Origin of the sequence: Streptomyces nojiriensis, assembly GCF_017639205.1 — a bacterium.
GTDB lineage: Bacteria > Actinomycetota > Actinomycetes > Streptomycetales > Streptomycetaceae > Streptomyces > Streptomyces nojiriensis.
Window position 1 is genome coordinate 6,841,623 of sequence record NZ_CP071139.1, and the last position, 19,385, is coordinate 6,861,007.

Genomic DNA, 19,385 nt, shown 5'->3' on the forward strand with positions numbered 1-19,385 from the left:
ACTAGGCTGTTCGAGTGGTGACCCCGCAGGCGCGGGCTTAGCGTCGAAAAGGTGGATCCGAACGCATCGCCGAGCAACAGCGGGACCGGAGGCAAGGTCCGGGGAAGCGGCAGCGGACTCGCCCTGTTCGTCATCGCCTCCTGCCAGCTCATGGTCGTCCTCGACATCACGATCGTGAACATCGCGCTGCCGCACATCCAGACCGCCCTCGGCTTCTCGACCGAGAGCCTTTCCTGGGTCGTCAACGCCTACACCCTCGCTTTCGGCGGACTGCTGCTCCTCGGCGGCCGCACCGGCGACATCCTCGGCCGCAAACGCGTCTTCATCTTCGGCGTCCTGCTCTTCGGGCTCGCCTCGCTCCTCGGCGGACTCGCCCAGAACGAGGGCCAGCTGATGGCCGCACGCGCCCTCCAGGGCGTCGGCGGCGCCATCGCCTCCCCGACCTCCCTCGCGCTGATCACCACCACCTTCCGCGAAGGCCCGGCCCGCAACCGGGCGTTCGGCGTGTTCGCGGGCGTCTCGGCCGCCGGCGGCGCGATCGGACTCCTCGCGGGCGGCATCCTCGTCGAATGGCTCGACTGGCGCTGGGTGCTCTTCGTCAACGTCCCCATCGCCATCGTGATCGCGGTGCTGGCCACGAAGGTCCTGCACGAGTCCGAACGCCACCCGGGACACTTCGACTTCGCGGGCGCGCTGCTGTCCACCCTGGGCATGGTCTCGCTCGTCTACGGCTTCATCAGGGCATCCCAGGAGGGCTGGCGCGACCCGGTCACCCTCGGCTCCTTCGGCGCCGCCGTGGTCCTGCTGACCCTGTTCATCCTCAACGAACGGCGCTCGCCGCAGCCGATCACCCCGCTGCACATGTTCGCCGACCGCAACCGGGCCGGGACCTACGGCATCATGCTCATGCTCGCCTGCGCGATCTTCGGCATGTTCTTCTTCCTGACCCTCTTCGTGCAGATCGTGCTGGGCTTCAGCCCGATCCAGGCCGGCCTCGCCTTCCTGCCGGTCAGCGCGGTGATCGCGGTGGCCGCCGCGACCACCGCGAAACTGCTGCCGAAGTTCGGCCCCAAGCCCTTCATGGTCACCGGCGCGCTGTCCTCGGCGGCCGGACTCGCCTGGCTGACCCAGACCGACGTCGACTCGACGTACCTCGGCAGCATCCTGGGACCGATGCTGCTCTTCGCCCTCGGCATGGGCCTGCAGTTCGTCTCGCTGACGCTGATGGCCCTGTCCAACGTCCCCGACCGGGAGTCGGGAGCGGCGTCCGGACTGTTGAACACGATGCAGCAGGTGGGCGGCTCGCTGGGGCTGTCGATCCTGGTGACCGTCTACGGCACGGCGAGCCGCAACGAGGCCAAGCAGCAGGTACCGGAGTTCCTCAGCACCGCCGGCCCGGTGCAGAAGGCCCTCTTCCAGCGCACCGGGCAGCTCCCGAAACCGTGGAGCGACCAGATCCTCACCTCGGGCATCAGCTCGGCCTTCGTCGTGGCGTCGCTGTTCACCCTGGTCGGAGCGCTGATCGCGCTGTTCGTCATCCAGGTCCGTCCCTCGGACCTCGCACGGCTGCAGGGCAACCACCAGCCGACGGCCGACCGGACCTGAGGTCCGGGGGCCTTGTGACCCTGCTACGCCGCGGTGACGCGGGCCGCGAAGGCGTCCAGGTTGTCGGACATCCGGGCGAGCCGCTCGTCCAGCGTCAGCGACTCCTCGTACCGCCCGGCGCGCAGCTTCGGCTGCCGCTTGCCGCGCACGTACAGGGGGCAGGCGAGGTCCGCGCAGATGTACGTGCCGACCGTGTTGCCCTCGCGGCCGCGGGCGCCCGCCAGCGGCGCGGCGAGCAGGGTGACCCCGGAGGAGGCGTGACCCGTCAGGCAGATCTGGCACAGGCTGGACTTCACCACGCTGGTGCGGCCGACGGCCGGTACGCGCAGCGAAATCCCCAGCGGACCGTCACCGTCCGCCCGGGGCAGCACGAGATGGGCCCGCAGGGGCGCTCCCGGGTCCACCCACCCCAGGAAGTCGAGGTCCTGCCAGGGCAGTTCGGCGAAGTCGAGCGGCAGGCGCAGCCGGGCCGCCTCGCCCTTGGTGCAGTTCACGAAGGATGAACGGATCTGTTTCTCGGTGAGTGGCTCCACGGGCATCGACCCTATTACCTGCCCTGACCTGCCCGCATCCCGTATATCCGTGACAAGACACCCCGCTAGGGGGTGTCCAGGCGACGGATCCGGCAGCGCGCCGGGCCCCTCGTCCGCAGGGTGATCCCGGCGCCGACCGGGACCTCGGTGTCCACGGCCTCGAACGAGTAGGCCCGCAGGACCATCGCCAGTGCGATCACCGACTCCAGCATCGAGAAGTGCTGCCCGATGCAGGCGCGCGGACCCCCGCCGAAGGGGAACCAGGCGTAGCGCGGCCGGCCCGCCTCCGCCTCGGGCGTGAAGCGGTCGGGGTCGAAGCGGTCCGGATCCGGCCAGTAGTCGGGGTGGCGGTGCGTCACCCAGGGGGCCAGGATCACGTCCGCGCCCGCGGGGACGGTGTGCTCGCCGATCCGGGTGGCGGCGACGGCCTTGCGCCCGATGACCGGCGCGGCCGGATACAGCCGCATGGCCTCCTTGAGGACCTGGGTCAGGTACGGAAGCCGGTCCAGGTCGGCGGCGCCGGGCGTACGGTCGCCCAGCACGCGGGAGACCTCCTCGCGGGCCCGGTCCTGCTCCTCCGGGTGGCGGGCCAGGAGGTGCAGGGCGAAGCAGAGGGAGGTGGCGGTCGTCTCGTGCCCGGCGAGCAGGAAGATCAGCACCTGGTCGCGCAGCTCGGAGGCGTCGAACTCCCCGTCGTCCGAACTCCGGGCGGCGGCGAGCAGCGTCAGCAGATCCTCGCCGGGAGCACCGGCGTCGGCACCGGCACCGGCACCGGCGCTCCGGCGCTGCGCGATGATCCGGTCGCAGACCCCGTACAGCTCGTCCAGCGCCGCGGCCGCCCGCCGGTTGCCGGGGGTGGGCCAGTGCCGCGGGACGTTGGCGGGGGAGTAGCCGCGGCGCAGCACGTAGTCGGTGATCACCGGGAAGCACTCGGCCACGACGCCGGCGGTGGCCTCGACGTCGGTGCCGAACAGGATGCGGGCGACGGCGCGCAGGGCGAGGTGCATCATCTCGTCGGAAACGTCGACGACGCCGCCCGGGGCCGCGCCCCAGGAGGCGATGACCGCATCGGTCTCGGCGGCTACCGCCTCCGCGTAGCCGTCCACCCGGCGCCGGGTGAACAGCGGCTGCACGAGCCGGCGCTGGCGCAGGTAGTCCTCGTCCTGACTGGTCAGCAGCCCGTTGCCGAAGGACTCCCGGACCTCCTGGTAGAAGTGGTTGTCCTTGCGGAAGCGGGCCGCGTCGGAGGCGAGCACCTGCTGGGCGCCCGCGGGGGAGAAGACGCAGTACAGCTCGGCACGCATCCCGGGCGGACCGGCGGTGATCCGTACCAGGTCACCGTGCCGGTGCTGGGCCCGCAGGTAGGTACCGAGGGAGTCGGACTTCAGGTCGAACAGCGATCCGAGCAACGGCACCCCGGCAAGCGCGGGCACCTCCTTCCCCGTGTCCGCTCCGGAGTTCGTTCCCACTGCCATGGCCGCTCCTTCGTCCTACGGAAGCCCGATTCTGCCGCGCCCGACCGCACCTGGCGAGGAGGGCGTCCCATCAGGCCGAAGAGTGGCCTGATGAGCACCTCGCCACCGGCGGCCCGACCCGTTCCGCGTGGCGGTGGGCAGGGGGCGCGGCCACAATGGAGGGGTTATCTGCGTTGCACCCCCGAGGTGATGGCTCATGTGCCGATGGCTCGCGTATTCGGGAACACCCCTGCTGCTCGAAACCATCCTCTACAAACCGGCCCACTCGCTGATCGACCAGAGCCTGCACTCCAGGCTGGGCGTGGAGACGACGAACGGCGACGGATTCGGCGTTGGGTGGTACACCCAGGAGGCCACGGCCACGCCGGCGACCTTCAGGGACATCGGCCCCGCCTGGAACAACCGCAACCTGCGGGAGATCGCGGACCACGTCCGCTCCCCGCTGTTCTTCGCCCACATCCGGGCATCGACCGGCACGGCGGTGCAGCAGACCAACTGCCACCCGTTCCGGTACGGCCGCTGGCTGTTCATGCACAACGGGGCCATCACCGACTTCCACCGGATGCGGCGGGACCTCACCCTGCTCGTCGACCCCGCGCTGTACCCCGACGTGGAGGGGACGACGGACTCCGAGGTGATGTTCCACCTGGCGCTCACCTTCGGCCTGGAGGCGGACCCGCCGGGTGCGGTGGCCCGGATGGCGGGCGTGGTGGAACGCGTCGGCCGCGAGCACGGGGTGGAGCACCCGCTCCAGATGACCCTCGCCATCAGCGACGGCGAACGCCTCTGGGCCTTCCGCTACTCCAGCCAGGGCGCGTCGAGGACGCTGTTCTACAGCAGCCGGGTGGACGCGCTGCGCAGGCTCCACCCCGACATGGAGTTCCTCCAGGAAGTCTCCGACGACACCCGCCTGGTGGTCTCCGAACCCCTCGGCAACCTCCCCGGCGCCTGGAACGAAGTCCCGGAGAGCACCTTCGGCATCGTCGAACCGGGCAGGGACTCCCTCCACCCCTTCACCCCGCAGGCGGCGTAGGCGGCGTAGGCCGAGGCCGTGTCAGCCGACGGCGCCGAGGATCGGTGCCCAGGCGGCACCGGTGAGTGCGGCCACCACCCGCTGTTCGGAGAGCGGGGGAGCGGTACGGGTCGGTTTCGGGGTGTCCGCGCCGCTGCCGCCGCCGGTGCTGTTCCACTGCACCATCTGGAGCTGTGCGCCGGTCGACTTCAGGGTCACCGTCACCGTCCAGCGGTGGGCGGTGTCGCCACGCACCGGGTGTTCGGCCGCGTTCCTCTCCGACATCACCACGGCCCCGCCGGGAACCGCGGCACTGCTCGGCAGCTCGCTCAGCGTGCAGGTGTCACCTTCGGCACGGGCGGGCGTGCGCTCGCAGCTCAGCCCGTCGCCGTCCCTGAGCGGCAGTTTGAGCCGCACGGCCGAGACACCGACCAGGGCGGCTCCGTGCCCGTCGTCGACGACGAGTTGACCGTTGGCGACGTACCCGCCGGACGGATCGGAGGGGTTGTTGCTCTGCCCGGTCATCTGACTGAACGTGCCCCCGGGGAGCGTCTCCTTCAGCGCGTCGACCATCTGGGTGCCGGTGATCGCGGAGCGGGGCACCGCCAGCGCCACCGTCTCGATGTCGGAGCCCGAAGGGCGGGCCCCGGCGAGCGCGCCGGGGATCACCAGGCCGGCCACGGCCACCACGGTGCAGGCGCCGACCCCGGCGATGACGGCGGCGCTGCGCCGGCGCCGGCGGCTCCGTCCGCGCTCGACGGCTCCGCCGAGGAGGGCGGTGAGATCGGGTTCGAGGGAGTCGGCCGTGCGGTCCAGGGCATGTGAGAGGTCTGCTTCGAACGGCATGCTGGTGTCACCTGTTCTGTCGTCGACGGATTCTTCGGGGCGGGTCCGGGGCGGCCGCGCCGGTGCTCAGTGCGGAACCAGGTCGGCCAGGCTGTCGCCGAGCAGCGCACGCAGCCTGCCGAGCGCCCGGGTGCCCTGGGAGCGGACCGCACTGCTGCTCAGCCGGAGCATCTGGGCGGTCTCCTCGATGCTGCGGTCCTCCCAGTAGCGCAGCAGCAGTACCGCCCGGTCGCGGGGCGGAAGTTGGGCGAGCGCGTCCAGCAGGGCGAGCCGCAGGGCGGTGTCCGGGCCGGACGTCGCACGGTCGGGCACCATCCCGAGGGGGCGCTCGCCGGTGCTCCGCCGACGCCGCAGGCTGAGGAAGGTGCGGACCAGCACGGTCTGGGCATAGGCCACCGGGTTGTCCGCCCGGGCCACCCGCTTCCAGTGCACGTACATCCGGCCGAGGGTCTCCTGGACCAGGTCCTCGGCAAGATGCGTATCGCCGGCCGCGAGTACGTACGCCGAGCGGTACATGGCCTTGGCCCTCGCGGTCACGAACTCCAGATACGCGTCCTCCTGTGCTGATTTCACTCGGCCCCCGCCTGTTCTCTCGTCCTGTGATCCCCGTGCATACCTCTCACGACTACGCGAGACGCCAGGGTGTCGCGCGCCGGAGGCACCTTCTTTCCCGGAGGTCGCTTCGCCGGGCAGCCCCAGCGGCTCGCCGGCCGGGCGGTACGGGCGGTCTAGGATGCGCTGATGCAGCACTTCGCGCCGCCGCGGATACCGGCGAACGACCTCCGGCCCGGTCGTCATTGGTATGCCACAGCAGCTTCGATCGCCGTCGTACTGATCGTGCTGGGCGTGGTCATCGGTGTGTACCGGTTCTCCAACGTGATCGACGCGGTGGACACCGACCATCACTTCGCCAACGGTGAGACCGTCACTCTGCGGCTGGAGCCGGAGAGCGAGAAGACGATCTGGATCAGGGACCAGGAATTCGATCAGTCGGCCGCCCCGGAGTGCAGCATCACCGGGCCGGGCGCCCCCGGTCTTACCGATCCGGGAACCGACGTGTTCCTCACCCGGGACGAGACCTGGAACCCGCTTTACACCATCGACGTGCAACGAGCGGGCGACTACGAGGTCACCTGTTCGTCCCACGCACTCTCCAAGTACGCCATCGGGGACTCCGGAGGCATTTTCGCGTTTGCGGGCTGGCTGGTACCGGCCGTCGCTCTCCCCGTTCTCGGAATCGGCATCGGCGCTGTCATCGTCCTCGTCACCGCCGTCCGCCGCAGTCGCCACCGCAAGCGGCTGCTCGCCGAACGCCACGGCTCCGGTGACGGCCACCCCGCGACCCCCAGTCCGGTCCCGTCCGACGGATGAACGCCGCCCAGAGCTCCGAAGGCTGCCGTGATCACTGATCAAAGATCCGCCGGGCAGGATCTGGACGTGAGGCGTCACGATGGCGGGCTCGCCACTGCTCTTGGAGTCCGGGGGCGGGGTTGAGGACGGCGGGCGGGCCGGTTTCCACGATGCGGGAGCCCTGACGGAGAAGCCCCCTGGCCGGTGAAACCGGTCGGGGGGCTTCGTGCCTACGGCCACTTCGCGCGGGCCACGCGGCGGCAGGCCACTTCGTAGGCGGTGCGCTCGGCCTTCTCGGGGCGGCCGTGGCCCCGTTCTTCTCGCCGGCTACCCGGGCTATTCGCAGCCCACGCCGTCACCGTCCCTGTCGAGATGGCGGCCGTAGCCGGGGTCGTTGCGCCTGATCGGATCGGCTCCGGCGGCCCGGACAGCCGTGCAGTTCTTGTAGTAGACGCTGCCGCCGGTACCACCGCTGGACGATCCGCCCGAGGAGGAGTTGCCGGAGTCGTCGCTGTCTTTCGGCACCACGGGGTCCGGGTGCAGCTTGGTGTGTTCCGCTGTCGGACACGCGGTGCCGGGAGCTGCGACCGTGAGGCGGGCGGTCTCGGTCTTCGGGGCCTTGAACTCCTTGCCCTCGGCGGGGTCTTGGAAGCAGACGGTCCAGTCGTCCACGGTGGCCGGGAGCGTGACGTCGGTGTAGGCGCTTTGCGGTTCGATCGCCTTGAGTCCGATGGGCTTGAGGGTCTCGGACGCCTTGGAGAAGGTGAGGGTCACGACCTTCGGCATCTTCGGGTACGGCAGCGGGTCGCCGTCCTTCGCCGGGCACGGCGCCTCGTTGCGGACCACACCGAAGTCGAGCGTGGGCATCTTCCCGACAGGATGGTCGGCCTGGGTCTGGAAGCAGACTTTCCAGTTGTCGTCGTCCCACTGGCCGGCGTTGTCGGGGGACGCGTCGTGCGAGGTCGCGTCGTAACCGGCCGCGTGCGCCACGGCTTTGGCGTCCTTGAGGACCTTCCCGACGTAGCTCGGCGGTGCGCTCTGAGAGGGCGCGGTCGTGGCGGCGGGTATGTTCGCGGCCGCCGCCGCTTGCGGGGCGGGCTTCGCGTCGGCCTGAGTCTTCTTCGGGGGGTCCCCGAGGAAGGGAGCCAGGAACCAGAGGCCGGCGAGCACGGTGGCGATGATCTTCTGTGCCTGGTTCCACCGACTCACCCAGGCCAGCGCGATGCCGGCCGGGGGGAGGACGACGAGGGCGACGATGATCAGTGCCGGGTGCTGCCACCAGCGCCGTACGGGCGAGTGCGGGTGAGGGTACGGCGGAGCGTAGGTCACGTGGCGTCCTTCTGGCATACGTGGGTGGGACCGGCGAGACTACATAAGATTGAATGTTGTACCGGTCGGTACGAAGAATGGGCCTCCGACCGGCACTCGCCGCCCTCGTGGAGTGCGATCACCGTTGTCAGACCCCCTTGTTGATGTCGCGAACTTCGCGAACCCGAAACGATCGAGGGTGGTCTTGATGAGCGACAACGACGTGCGGCAGTTCGGCATCCACATCTACGACCAGTGGACGGCGATGTGGAACGGCGAGCTGGGCCTCGCCGAGAAGATCATGGCGCCGGAATTCGTCCTGCGTTATGCCCAGGCAGGCACCGAGGCCTTCGACGACGCCCGCACTCCGCAGCAGCTCGCCGACCTCATCGCGGCCTGGCATCAAGAGCGCCGCGGGCTTCGCTTCGCGGCCGAGGGCCCGGCAGTCGTGGACCTCGCGCTTGTCGACGGCGCACCGACCGGCCTGGTCGCCCGCCCCTATCTCGCCTCCGTCACCGGCGAAGACGCCCGGACCGTCGCCAGGAGCGGGACCGACACCCTGAGGATCACCAACGGTTTGATCAGCGAGGTATGGTCCGTCTCCTCCGGCTCCGCCGGCCGGACCTTCTACCGCTAGCGGACTGCGGGTCGGCCCACGGACGGCCCAAGTGGTCGTGTCCGCAACAGCATTCGGATAACCGACCTGCGGGACTGGTGGGTTCAGGGGCGGGGCTTGCGGTGGCGGCCGGTGCCCGGAGCCAAGGGGTTGTGTCCGGTGGTGGGGCCGGTCGCCTCGGGCCGGTCGGCGGGCGCGGGTTCGGGCGTGGGGCTGAGGGCGCGGCACGCAGCCGCGTAGTCCTCCACCGTCGTCAACGCCTGCCAGGCGAAGCCGTCCCACTCCAGGATCAGACGCGGGGCCTCGGGGTTGAGGTGGGCGGCGCGTTGCGGGCCGGTGCTGAGGGTGATGGCCTTCTTCTCGCCGGGCTTGCGCAGGCGGCCTTGGCGGCGTGCGGCCCAACGGTCCAGGGGTTCGTCGTCCATGGGTCAGGCGCGATCGGCGAGAAACAGGGCGAGCGGGCCGCCCTGAAGGAGGAACCTGCCTTCGGTCGCAGCAGTGATGGCATCCTGCACAGGCCACCAGGTGAGCTTGAAGTCCTGTTCGTCGTCGGCGAGCTGCTGCGGGCCGAGCGTCAGGCCCGTGGCCTCGAAGAGGTGGATGCGGGCCGCGGAGCGGGAGGTGATCGCGTAGGAGCCGAGGGGGCGCCACACAGTGGCGGTGATACCGGCCTCCTCCAGGAGTTCCCGCCGGGCGCATTCCTCGGCGGTCTCCCCGTCCTCTCGCCGACCGCCGGGCAGGAACAGGTAGTCGTCGCCGTGGCGGGGGAAGCGGGCGGTCAGGATCGCGACCAGGCCGTGGACGTCGCGGGCGACGATGACGGAGGCATCCCGCTCGGGCTGTGTGTCGGTCATGGGCCGAGCGTAGGACGCTGCCCGAGGACCGTGCAGGCGAACGGCGCGGTGGTCACCGTCGGGTGGGCCATGCCGCGTCCGTGGTAGACGTCTGCACCGAAGGCGTGGCCGTGGTCCGCCCAGACAATGACGAGCCAGCACTTCGTGCTGGTGACCCCGCCGACGCACACGGTGCGGTAGCCGTGTTGGACGAGTCCGGCCAGGAGGCTCGGGGCGTCGAAGACGAACGTGCCGGGGGAGCGGTTCACTCGGACGCGTGAGCATGGGATGCACGCCTTATGGCACTTCCACACGTGCGTGCTGCTGGACGCAGGGGAGAACGCCAAGGCCCTGTCGGAACACCTCGGGCATGGCGACCGGGAGTTCGGGCGTGAGCGCGAAGGGCCGTCGTCGGTGCCTCCGCGGGGGCGGAGGCACCGACGACGGCCCATGGACGGCCCAGGAGGACGGGAAACCGTCCTGGCCTGCGGCGTACTTAAATGTCGCGGAAGATCTCGATCTGGGCGCCCACCGAGTTGAGGCGTTCGGCCAGTTCCTCGTAGCCGCGGTTGATCACGTAGACGTTGCGGAGCACCGAGGTGCCTTCGGCCGCCATCATCGCCAGGAGGACGACCACCGCCGGGCGCAGGGCCGGCGGGCACATCATTTCCGCCGCGCGCCAGCGCGTGGGGCCCTCGACCAGGACGCGGTGGGGGTCGAGGAGCTGGAGGCGGCCGCCGAGGCGGTTCAGGTCCGTCAGGTAGATGGCCCGGTTGTCGTACACCCAGTCGTGGATCAGGGTCTGACCCTGTGCCACGGCGGCGATGGCCGCGAAGAAGGGGACGTTGTCGATGTTCAGCCCGGGGAACGGCATGGGGTGGATCTTGTCGATCGGGGCTTCGAGCTTCGAGGGGCGGACCGTGAGGTCGACCAGGCGGGTGCGGCCGTTGTCGGCCGTGTACTCCGCCGAGCGGTCGTGGTCCAGGCCCATCTCCTCCAGGACCGCGAGCTCGATCTCCATGAACTCGATCGGCACCCGGCGGATGGTGAGTTCCGACTCCGTGACCACCGCTGCGGCGAGCAGGCTCATCGCCTCGACCGGGTCCTCGGAGGGGGAGTAGTCCACGTCCACGTCGATGCTCGGCACGCCGTGGACGGTGAGCGTGGTGGTGCCGACGCCGTCGACCCGGACGCCCAGGGCCTCCAGGAAGAAGCACAGGTCCTGGACCATGTAGTTGGAGGAGGCGTTGCGGATGACGGTCACGCCGTCGTGCCGGGCCGCGGCCAGCAGCGCGTTCTCGGTGACGGTGTCCCCGCGCTCGGTCAGCACGATCGGGCGGTCCGGGGAGATCCCGGGTACGACCTTCGCGTGGTAGATGCCCTCGGTCGCGGTGATGTCCAGGCCGAAGCGGCGCAGGGCGATCATGTGCGGCTCGATGGTGCGGGTGCCGAGGTCGCAGCCGCCCGCGTAGGGCAGGCGGAAGGTCTCCATCCGGTGCAGCAGGGGGCCCAGGAACATGATGATGCTCCGGGTCCGGCGGGCCGCGTCCGCGTCCATGGCCTCCATGTCGAGGCGGGCCGGCGGGATCAGCTCCAGGTCCACGCCGTCGTTGATCCAGCGGGTGCGCACGCCGATGGAGTTCAGGACTTCCAGGAGGCGGTAGACCTCCTCGATGCGGGCCACCCGCCGCAGCACCGTACGGCCCTTGTTGAGCAGCGAGGCGCAGAGCAGGGCGACGCACGCGTTCTTGCTCGTCTTGACGTCGATGGCGCCGGACAGCCGGCGGCCGCCCACCACGCGCAGGTGCATCGGGCCGGCGTAGCCCAGGGAGACGATCTCGCTGTCGAGCGCTTCACCGATTCGCGCGATCATCTCAAGGCTGATGTTCTGGTTGCCGCGCTCGATCCGGTTCACTGCGCTCTGGCTGGTGCCGAGGGCGTCGGCGAGCTGACTCTGTGTCCAGCCCCGGTGCTGCCGGGCGTCACGGATGAGCTTGCCGATGCGTACGAGGTAGTCGTCTGCCATGGGTGCACGCTATCTCAGATATGAGATGCCCCTTGCGCTGGGTGCGGCAAATGGGTGAATTGAGAGGAAGTTACCGGCCATCAGATCCCATGACGGGGTCTCCGTGGGCGTGATGGTCGACGATGCGGCCCAGCAGGCGGACGAGCTGCTCCCGCTCCTGGGTGGACAGCGGGGCCAGCAGTTCCTCCTGGGCCGCGGCGAGGATCTGTTCCAGTTCGCGCAGTTGCCGCCGGCCGGGCGGTGTGAGCGTGATGACGTTGCGCCTGCGGTCCTCGGGGTCGGGCGTCCGCTCCACCAGTTCGCGTGCGGCGAGTTCGTTGATGACGGCGACCAGGTCGCTGCGGTGGATGCCGGTGCGGGCGCTGAGGGCGGCCTGGCTCGCCGGGCCGGACTCCTCCAGGGCGACCAGGGCCGCGTAGTGCCATTTGCGGGCATCTGCCCCGCTCAGTCCCTCGGTCACGAGTCGCTGCGCATGGGTGGAGGCCTGTCCCAGCAGCCGGCTGGGCAGCTCGCGCAGCCGCGCGGGGACGGCGAGGGGGCCGTTCTCTTCCGTGGTCATGGGGTGATGCTACCCATTGCGTTAGTGACACTAACGATATAACTTCGTTGGTGTCGCAAACGTTAGTCAGTCCAACGATTCTTGGAAGGGGTCTCCCATGCCCACGATCGACGTACTCGACTCGACGATGTACTACGAGGACCACGGTGACGCCCGCGCCCGCTCCGGCGGCGTCCCCTTCGTGTTCCTGCACGGCAACCCGACCTCCTCCCACCTCTGGCGGGGCGTCCTGCCCCGGATCGGGGGCGGGGTCCGCGTCCTGGCCCCGGACCTCATCGGGATGGGCCGCTCCGGGAAGCCGGGCGGGGAGTACCGCTTCGAGGACCACGCCCGCTACCTGGACGCCTGGTTCGACGCCCTCGGGCTCGACGAGGCGGTGCTGGTCGGTCAGGACTGGGGCGGGGCGCTCGCCTTCGACCGGGCCGCCCGCCACCCCGGACGGGTCCGCGGCATCGCCTTCATGGAGACGATCGTGCGGCCGCTGAGCTGGGCGCAGTACCCGCCCACCGCGCGGGCCCGGTTCGCGGCGATCCGCACCCCGGGCGTGGGGGAGGAGATGGTCCTGGACCGGAACATCTTCATCGAGGACAGCATCCGGCAGACGGTGCTGAACCCGATGAGCGAGGCGGACCACGCCGCCTACGCCGCCCCCTACCCGACCCGCGAGAGCCGGCTGCCCATGCTGCGCTGGGCCCGCTCGCTGCCGATCGACGGCGATCCGGCCGATGTGCACGCCGTCGTCGAGAAGTACGACGCCTGGCTGGCCGACAGCCCGGAGGTGCCCAAGCTGCTGCTCACCTTCGACGGCTCACCGGCCCTGATGGTCGGCCCCGACACGGTCGCCTGGTGCGAGGAGAACGTGTCCGCGCTGGAGACCGAGTACTGCGGCCCGGCCGCCCACCTGTGCCCCGAGGACCGGCCCGCGGAGATCGCCGCCGCCGTCAACTCCTGGGCCGCCCGCCACGGCCTCGCGGCGGTCTGAGCCGGGGCGAGGCCGACGCGAGCCCGGGGGCCGAGCCCGGTGCCGACGCGAGCCCGGGGCCGGGCCGGCCCGGGGCAGAGCCCGGGCCGGCCCCGGCCGCCCCGCTCAGTGCTTGCAGGCGTGGTGGCGCCCCCCGGCGTGCACCGCCGCGTACGAGGCCGGGCGCGGGCCCGAGGCGGCGCCCGCCACCCGCGCCGAGGCGGCCCTGCCCGACGCCGAATCCGCGTCGTGCACCACGCGGCCGCCGACCAGGGTCATCCGTACCCCCGTCCCGCTGATGTCGGCGACCGGGCAGCGCATCACGTCCCGGTCCAGCACCACCAGGTCCGCCGCCCTGCCCGGCTCCACCGTGCCCGTCAGCTCCTCCTGGCGCAGCTGCCACGCCGTCCCCGACGTGTGCATCCGCAGGACCGCCTCCCGGCCGAGCCCTTCCAGTTCGCGGTACAGCGGGCCCGCCCCGAAAGCGCCCTGGCGGTCGATCGCCGTCCGCAGCTGGTTCCACACCTGCAGGGCGTCCACCGGCCAGTCGGAGCCGCCCGACAGCCGGGCCCCCGCCTTCTCCAAGCTCCGTGCCGGGTACATCCACCGGTGCCGCCCGGGTCCGATGTAGGGAAGGAGCGCCTCCATCGTCCAGGTGTCCTTCGCCGCCCACTGGAGCTGCATGCACGCCGTGACCCCCAGCTGCGCGAAACGCCGCAGGTCCGCCGGGTCCACGAGCTGCAGGTGCGCCACGGCGTTGCGGGCGTCCCGCAGGCCCGTCACCCGCTTGGCGTACGCGTACCCGTCCAGGGCGGTGCGCACCGCGCGGTCGCCGAGTCCGTGCGCGTGCATCTGCCAGCCCGCCTTGTTGAAGGCGGCGCTGAGCCGGCCGTAGTCCGCCGCCGAGGTGTACAGCTCACCCCGGTTGCCGGTCGGCCTGCCCTGCCCGTCGAGATAGGGCTCCAGCAGTGCGGCGGTCTGCGCCGGGTACTCGATGACCCCGTCCAGGAACACCTTGACCATCCCGAACCGCAGCCCCCGCACACCCGCGAACTCCCGCCGCAGGCCCCGCGCGTACGCCAGCGAGCCCGCCGGGTCCTTGGTCTGCTCCGCCTCCAGCCGGATCGCCGGGACGATCCGCTGCGGCAGCTTCCCCGCCGCCGACAGCGCCTGGTACAGCTCCAGTTCGTGCCGTCCCACCAGCGCGTCCATCATCGTCGTGACCCCGGACGCGGCCGCAAGCTCCAGCACCTTGGCGCACGCCGCGACCAGGTCGGCCCGGGTGGGCTCCGGTATGTGCCGCCGCACCAGGCCCTGGGCGTCGTCCTTGAGGACGCCCGTCGGCCGTCCGTCCGCGCCCTTGACCACCCTGCCGCCGACCGGGTCGGGGGTGGCCGCCGTGATCCCGGCGATGTCCAGGGCCCGCTGGTTGGCCCACAGGTTGTGCCCGTCACCGCCGACGAGGGCGATCGGCCGCCGGGTCGGGAGCGCGTCCAGCATCGTGTGGTGGGGGTTGGTGCCCGTGGGGAGCAGCCCGACCGGGTTCCAGTCCTCGACCACCAGCCAGCCGTCGGGCTCCGCCCCCGCGCCGCCCGTGTCGGCGAGGAAGCCGGTCAGGATCTCCTGGAGCTCGGCCAGGGTGGTCTCCGCGCCCTCCAGCGAGGGGGACAGCGAACGCTCGCCCGCGCCGAGCGGGTGGACGTGGCCGTCGTGGATGCCGCTCATGACCGTGTTGCCCCGGGCGTCCACGACCTCGGTGTCCCGGCCCGCGTAGCGGCGCAGCGCCGCGTTCGTCCCGGTGGCCAGGATCGTGCCGTCCCGGCCGACCGCGACGGCCTGGACGGCCGCCCGGCCGCCGGTCCCGGTGAACACCGCGGCGTTGTGGACCACCAGGGCCGCCGAACCGCGCCCGGTGGCGGAAGCGGCCGAGGGCGCCGGCGCGGCCGCGGCCGGAGCGGCCCCCAGCAGGCCCGCGGCCCCGGCGACCCCGGTGATCCCCGCGGCGGCGAGGAGTCCCCGGCGGGAAAGGTGCGAAGAAGACGTCATGCCCACTCCAAATGTCGGTGTGGCCAGGACACTGTTTGATTAACCGCTTAACCAGAAGCCGCCTCCGGCGACGAAATCCGTACGATGGCCGCGTGCCAGAGCACCCACCCGCGCCGGGACCGACCCTCGCCGACATCGCGCGCGCCGCCGAGGTCTCCACCGCGACCGTCTCGCACGCGCTCAACGGCACCGGCCGCCTCGGCGACTCCACCCGGCGACGGGTCCGCGAGGTGGCGGGCGCGCTCGGCTACGGAGCCCGCCGCGGCCCGCGTACCCGCACCCTCGGCGTCGCGGTGACCACGTACGCGGGGGACGCCTGGGACTTCGTGCGGATCGCCTACTTCTCCCGCTGGCTCACCGCCGCGACCTCGGCCGCGCACGCGCACGGGTACGCGCTGACGACCCTGCCCGCCGACCGGGGCGCCGAGCCGCTGTGGCACACCCTCGCCGTGGACGGGATGCTGCTGCTCGACAGCCCGGCCGGCGACCCGGTGCTGCGGGCCCTGCGGGCGCGCGGACTGCCGGTGGTCTTCGACGGGCGGCCGCCCGACCCCTGGCCGGGGGACGTGTGGGTGGACAACGACCACACCGCCACCACCCGGGAGGTGCTCGACCACCTCGCGGCGTCCGGGGCCCGGCGGATCGCACTGCACTCGGGCTACGGCCGGGAGTTCTACACCGGGGCCGTCACCTCGGCCTACGAACAGTGGTGCGCGGAGCGCGGCCTGGCTCCCCTCCTGGTCCCCTTCGACCCGGACGACGCGGCGGGGCACGCCTTCGATCCCGCCTTCACCGGGCCGGACCGCCCCGACGCCGTCTACTGCGTGTACGACCCGGGCGGCCGGCAGGTGCTGGCCGCCGCCGCACGCCACGGTCTCCGTACGCCCGCCGGACCCGCCGGACCCGCCGCGCCCGCCGGACCCGCCGCGCCCGCCGCGCCCGGCATTCCCGACGCACCCGGCGGCCCGGGCAGGGACGGGCTCCTGCTGGTCTGTGCCAGCGAGGATCCGGCGTACGCCGAGACCGAACCCGCCGTGACCACCGTCACCCTGAATCCAGAGCGGATCGCCGCTTCGGCGGTGTCTGTCCTGGTCAACCTGATCGAATCCGGGCATACGGAATCGCCTGGTCAGCTGACGGTCCCGGCGGGACTGCGGGTGCGCGCCTCGTCCCTCCCCCCGGACATGTACTAGAGTTATCTCGACATCGAGATATCTGCCGAAGGCGTACCGCAGCCGCCCCCGCTGGTAAGGGTTACCTAACTTAGCCCTACCTTAGCGGATTGGCCAAGGGGCGTGGCGGCAGGATTGCGGTAATACGCGCGAATTCATGCATGAAGGAGACTGTCGTGTCGGCGAACAGCTTCGACGCCCGCAGCACGCTGCAGGTGGGCGACGAGTCGTACGAGATCTTCAAGCTGGACAAGGTCGAGGGCTCCGCCCGCCTTCCCTACAGCCTGAAGGTCCTGCTGGAGAACCTGCTTCGCACCGAGGACGGCGCGAACATCACCGCCGACCACATCCGGTCGCTCGGTAACTGGGACTCGCAGGCCCAGCCCAGCGAGGAGATCCAGTTCACGCCGGCCCGCGTGATCATGCAGGACTTCACCGGCGTCCCCTGCGTCGTGGACCTCGCCACCATGCGCGAGGCCGTCAAGGCCCTCGGCGGCGACCCGGCGAAGATCAACCCGCTCTCGCCCGCCGAGATGGTCATCGACCACTCGGTCATCGCCGACAAGTTCGGCACGAAGGACGCCTTCGCGCAGAACGTCGAGCTGGAGTACGGCCGCAACAAGGAGCGCTACCAGTTCCTGCGCTGGGGCCAGACCGCCTTCGACGACTTCAAGGTCGTCCCCCCGGGCACCGGCATCGTCCACCAGGTCAACATCGAGCACCTGGCCCGCACGGTCATGGTGCGCAACGGCCAGGCGTACCCCGACACCCTCGTCGGCACCGACTCGCACACCACCATGGTCAACGGCCTGGGCGTGCTGGGCTGGGGCGTCGGCGGCATCGAGGCCGAGGCCGCGATGCTCGGCCAGCCGGTCTCCATGCTGATCCCGCGCGTCGTGGGCTTCAAGCTGACCGGCGAGCTGCCCACCGGCACCACCGCCACCGACCTCGTGCTGACCATCACCGAGATGCTCCGCAAGCACGGCGTCGTCGGCAAGTTCGTCGAGTTCTACGGTGAGGGCGTCGCCGCCACCTCCCTCGCGAACCGCGCCACCATCGGCAACATGTCGCCGGAGTTCGGCTCCACCGCCGCGATCTTCCCGATCGACGACGAGACCCTGAAGTACCTGCGCCTGACCGGCCGCGACGCCCAGCAGGTCGCGCTCGTCGAGGCGTACGCCAAGGAGCAGGGCCTGTGGCTGGACCCGGCCGCCGAGCCGGACTTCTCCGAGAAGCTGGAGCTCGACCTCTCCACGGTCGTCCCCTCCATCGCCGGCCCGAAGCGCCCGCAGGACCGCATCATCCTCGCCAACGCCGCCCAGCAGTTCGCGCAGGACGTGCGCAACTACGTCGAGGACGACGACGAGGCGGGCAAGGAGTCCTTCCCGGCCTCCGACGCCCCGGCCGCCACCAACGGCGTCCCGAGCCGCCCGACCCAGGTCACCCTGGCCGACGGCACCTCCTTCGAGATCGACCACGGCGCCGTCACCGTCGCCGCGATCACCTCCTGCACCAACACCTCGAACCCCTACGTCATGGTCGCCGCGGCGCTCGTGGCCAAGAAGGCGGTCGAGAAGGGCCTGTCCCGCAAGCCGTGGGTCAAGACCACCCTGGCCCCGGGCTCGAAGGTCGTCACCGACTACTTCGACAAGGCCGGCCTGACCCCGTACCTCGACAAGATGGGCTTCAACCTCGTCGGGTACGGCTGCACCACCTGCATCGGCAACTCCGGTCCGCTGGACGAGGAGATCTCGAAGGCGATCAACGAGCACGACCTCGCGGTCACCTCGGTCCTCTCGGGCAACCGCAACTTCGAGGGCCGCATCAACCCCGACGTCAAGATGAACTACCTGGCCTCCCCGCCGCTGGTCGTCGCGTACGCCATCGCGGGCTCCATGAAGGTGGACATCACCAAGGACGCCATCGGCACCGACACCGAGGGCAAGCCGGTCTTCCTCCAGGACATCTGGCCGTCCGAGGCCGAGGTCAACGACGTCGTGGCGAACGCCATCGGCGAGGACATGTTCAGCAAGTCCTACCAGGACGTCTTCGCGGGCGACGCCCAGTGGCAGGCGCTGTCGATCCCGACCGGCAACACCTTCGAGTGGGACCCGCAGTCCACCTACGTCCGCAAGCCCCCTTACTTCGAGGGCATGACGATGGAGACCACCCCGGTCTCCGACATCGCCGGCGCCCGCGTGCTGGCGAAGCTGGGCGACTCGGTCACCACCGACCACATCTCCCCGGCCGGTGCGATCAAGGCCGACACCCCGGCCGGCAAGTACCTCACCGAGCACGGTGTCGAGCGCCGCGACTTCAACTCGTACGGTTCCCGCCGCGGCAACCACGAGGTCATGATCCGCGGTACCTTCGCCAACATCCGCCTGCGCAACCAGATCGCGCCGGGCACCGAGGGCGGCTTCACCCGCGACTTCACCGTCGAGGGCGCGCCGGTCGCCTTCATCTACGACGCCTCGCAGAACTACCAGGCCGCCGGCATCCCGCTGGTCATCCTGGCGGGCAAGGAGTACGGCTCCGGCTCGTCCCGTGACTGGGCGGCCAAGGGCACCGCGCTGCTCGGCGTCAAGGCCGTCATCGCCGAGTCCTACGAGCGCATCCACCGCTCCAACCTGATCGGCATGGGCGTCCTGCCCCTGCAGTTCCCGGAGGGCGCCACCGCGGCCTCCCTCGGCCTCACCGGCGAGGAGACCTTCGCCTTCACCGGTGTGGAGGAGCTGAACAACGGCACCACCCCGCGCACCGTCAAGGTGACCACCGACACCGGTGTGGAGTTCGACGCGGTCGTCCGCATCGACACGCCGGGTGAGGCGGACTACTACCGCAACGGCGGCATCATGCAGTACGTGCTCCGGAACCTCATCCGCGGCTGAGTCACGGCATAGGCGCCGAAGGGCCGTACCCCCGTCCAGGGGGTACGGCCCTTCCGTTCGTCCGGCGGCGTGTCCATGTGACGGACAGGTCTCAACTCGGAAAAACTGGTGGCCATAAATGTGCATGATCTTGCTCACACGAGCGCAAGTGG

General features: G+C 70.8%; 18 protein-coding genes. 7 read left to right on the top strand and 11 right to left on the bottom strand.

Annotation, left to right across the window (positions count from 1 at the left end; translation table 11 throughout):
* Positions 1-51 precede the first annotated feature (51 nt).
* Positions 52-1,605 (top strand): MFS transporter, encoded by a 1,554-nt coding sequence (locus tag JYK04_RS31765; RefSeq protein ID WP_189739232.1) that lies wholly within the window; start codon positions 52-54, stop codon positions 1,603-1,605.
* Between the two features lie 23 nt (positions 1,606-1,628).
* Here JYK04_RS31765 and JYK04_RS31770 read toward each other — a convergent pair whose 3' ends face one another.
* Both JYK04_RS31770 and JYK04_RS31775 read right to left on the bottom strand, forming a co-directional pair.
* Complete coding sequence (locus tag JYK04_RS31770) at positions 1,629-2,138, bottom strand: FBP domain-containing protein (protein ID WP_189739235.1); 510 nt, start codon at positions 2,136-2,138, stop codon at positions 1,629-1,631.
* Between the two features lie 65 nt (positions 2,139-2,203).
* Positions 2,204-3,613, bottom strand: coding sequence for a cytochrome P450 (locus JYK04_RS31775; RefSeq protein ID WP_189739238.1), 1,410 nt, complete (start codon positions 3,611-3,613; stop codon positions 2,204-2,206).
* 196 nt (positions 3,614-3,809) lie between these two features.
* On the opposite strand from JYK04_RS31775, the gene JYK04_RS31780 reads away from it, so the two are divergent.
* Positions 3,810-4,646, top strand: coding sequence for a class II glutamine amidotransferase (locus tag JYK04_RS31780; protein WP_189739241.1), 837 nt, complete (start codon positions 3,810-3,812; stop codon positions 4,644-4,646).
* Positions 4,647-4,667: 21 nt separating this feature from the next.
* Here JYK04_RS31780 and JYK04_RS31785 read toward each other — a convergent pair whose 3' ends face one another.
* Both JYK04_RS31785 and JYK04_RS31790 read right to left on the bottom strand, forming a co-directional pair.
* Positions 4,668-5,471, bottom strand: a complete 804-nt coding sequence (locus JYK04_RS31785; RefSeq protein ID WP_189739244.1) for a hypothetical protein — start codon at positions 5,469-5,471, stop codon at positions 4,668-4,670.
* A gap of 66 nt (positions 5,472-5,537) precedes the next feature.
* The gene (locus JYK04_RS31790) at positions 5,538-6,044 is read right to left on the bottom strand and encodes a SigE family RNA polymerase sigma factor (protein WP_189739247.1); all 507 of its coding nucleotides are present in this window, start codon (positions 6,042-6,044) and stop codon (positions 5,538-5,540) included.
* Between the two features lie 168 nt (positions 6,045-6,212).
* Between JYK04_RS31790 and JYK04_RS31795 the strand changes: the two genes are divergently transcribed.
* Positions 6,213-6,842, top strand: coding sequence for a hypothetical protein (locus JYK04_RS31795; protein ID WP_189739250.1), 630 nt, complete (start codon positions 6,213-6,215; stop codon positions 6,840-6,842).
* Between the two features lie 315 nt (positions 6,843-7,157).
* Here the strand turns inward: JYK04_RS31795 and JYK04_RS42435 are convergent, their stop codons facing one another.
* Positions 7,158-8,150, bottom strand: coding sequence for an excalibur calcium-binding domain-containing protein (locus tag JYK04_RS42435; protein ID WP_373297449.1), 993 nt, complete (start codon positions 8,148-8,150; stop codon positions 7,158-7,160).
* A 187-nt stretch (positions 8,151-8,337) separates the two neighbouring features.
* Here JYK04_RS42435 and JYK04_RS31805 point away from each other — a divergent pair, with 187 nt between their 5' ends.
* Complete coding sequence (locus JYK04_RS31805) at positions 8,338-8,766, top strand: nuclear transport factor 2 family protein (protein ID WP_189739253.1); 429 nt, start codon at positions 8,338-8,340, stop codon at positions 8,764-8,766.
* 83 nt (positions 8,767-8,849) lie between these two features.
* On the opposite strand, the gene JYK04_RS31810 is transcribed toward JYK04_RS31805, so the two are convergent.
* The 5 genes from JYK04_RS31810 to JYK04_RS31830 form a co-directional block, all read right to left on the bottom strand.
* Complete coding sequence (locus tag JYK04_RS31810) at positions 8,850-9,170, bottom strand: DUF6087 family protein (protein WP_189739256.1); 321 nt, start codon at positions 9,168-9,170, stop codon at positions 8,850-8,852.
* Positions 9,171-9,173: 3 nt separating this feature from the next.
* A complete protein-coding gene (locus tag JYK04_RS31815; protein ID WP_189739259.1) occupies positions 9,174-9,599 on the bottom strand; it encodes an NUDIX hydrolase in 426 nt (141 codons plus the stop codon).
* On the bottom strand, positions 9,596-9,847 hold the full coding sequence (locus JYK04_RS31820) for a hypothetical protein (protein ID WP_189739262.1): 252 nt from the start codon (positions 9,845-9,847) through the stop codon (positions 9,596-9,598). The genes JYK04_RS31815 and JYK04_RS31820 overlap by 4 nt, the downstream gene beginning before the upstream one ends.
* Before the next feature lie 227 nt (positions 9,848-10,074).
* Positions 10,075-11,604, bottom strand: a complete 1,530-nt coding sequence (locus JYK04_RS31825) for a helix-turn-helix domain-containing protein (RefSeq protein ID WP_030008959.1) — start codon at positions 11,602-11,604, stop codon at positions 10,075-10,077.
* 70 nt (positions 11,605-11,674) lie between these two features.
* On the bottom strand, positions 11,675-12,163 hold the full coding sequence (locus JYK04_RS31830; RefSeq protein ID WP_189739265.1) for a MarR family winged helix-turn-helix transcriptional regulator: 489 nt from the start codon (positions 12,161-12,163) through the stop codon (positions 11,675-11,677).
* Positions 12,164-12,260: 97 nt separating this feature from the next.
* Here JYK04_RS31830 and JYK04_RS31835 point away from each other — a divergent pair, with 97 nt between their 5' ends.
* On the top strand, positions 12,261-13,145 hold the full coding sequence (locus tag JYK04_RS31835) for a haloalkane dehalogenase (RefSeq protein ID WP_189739268.1): 885 nt from the start codon (positions 12,261-12,263) through the stop codon (positions 13,143-13,145).
* Between the two features lie 105 nt (positions 13,146-13,250).
* Here JYK04_RS31835 and JYK04_RS31840 read toward each other — a convergent pair whose 3' ends face one another.
* The gene (locus JYK04_RS31840) at positions 13,251-15,170 is read right to left on the bottom strand and encodes an amidohydrolase (RefSeq protein ID WP_189739271.1); all 1,920 of its coding nucleotides are present in this window, start codon (positions 15,168-15,170) and stop codon (positions 13,251-13,253) included.
* A gap of 92 nt (positions 15,171-15,262) precedes the next feature.
* On the opposite strand from JYK04_RS31840, the gene JYK04_RS31845 reads away from it, so the two are divergent.
* Both JYK04_RS31845 and acnA read left to right on the top strand, forming a co-directional pair.
* Positions 15,263-16,363, top strand: coding sequence for a LacI family DNA-binding transcriptional regulator (locus JYK04_RS31845; RefSeq protein WP_229875552.1), 1,101 nt, complete (start codon positions 15,263-15,265; stop codon positions 16,361-16,363).
* Between the two features lie 155 nt (positions 16,364-16,518).
* A complete protein-coding gene (acnA, locus tag JYK04_RS31850) occupies positions 16,519-19,233 on the top strand; it encodes an aconitate hydratase AcnA (RefSeq protein ID WP_272933155.1) in 2,715 nt (904 codons plus the stop codon).
* The last annotated feature ends 152 nt before the right edge of the window (positions 19,234-19,385 follow it).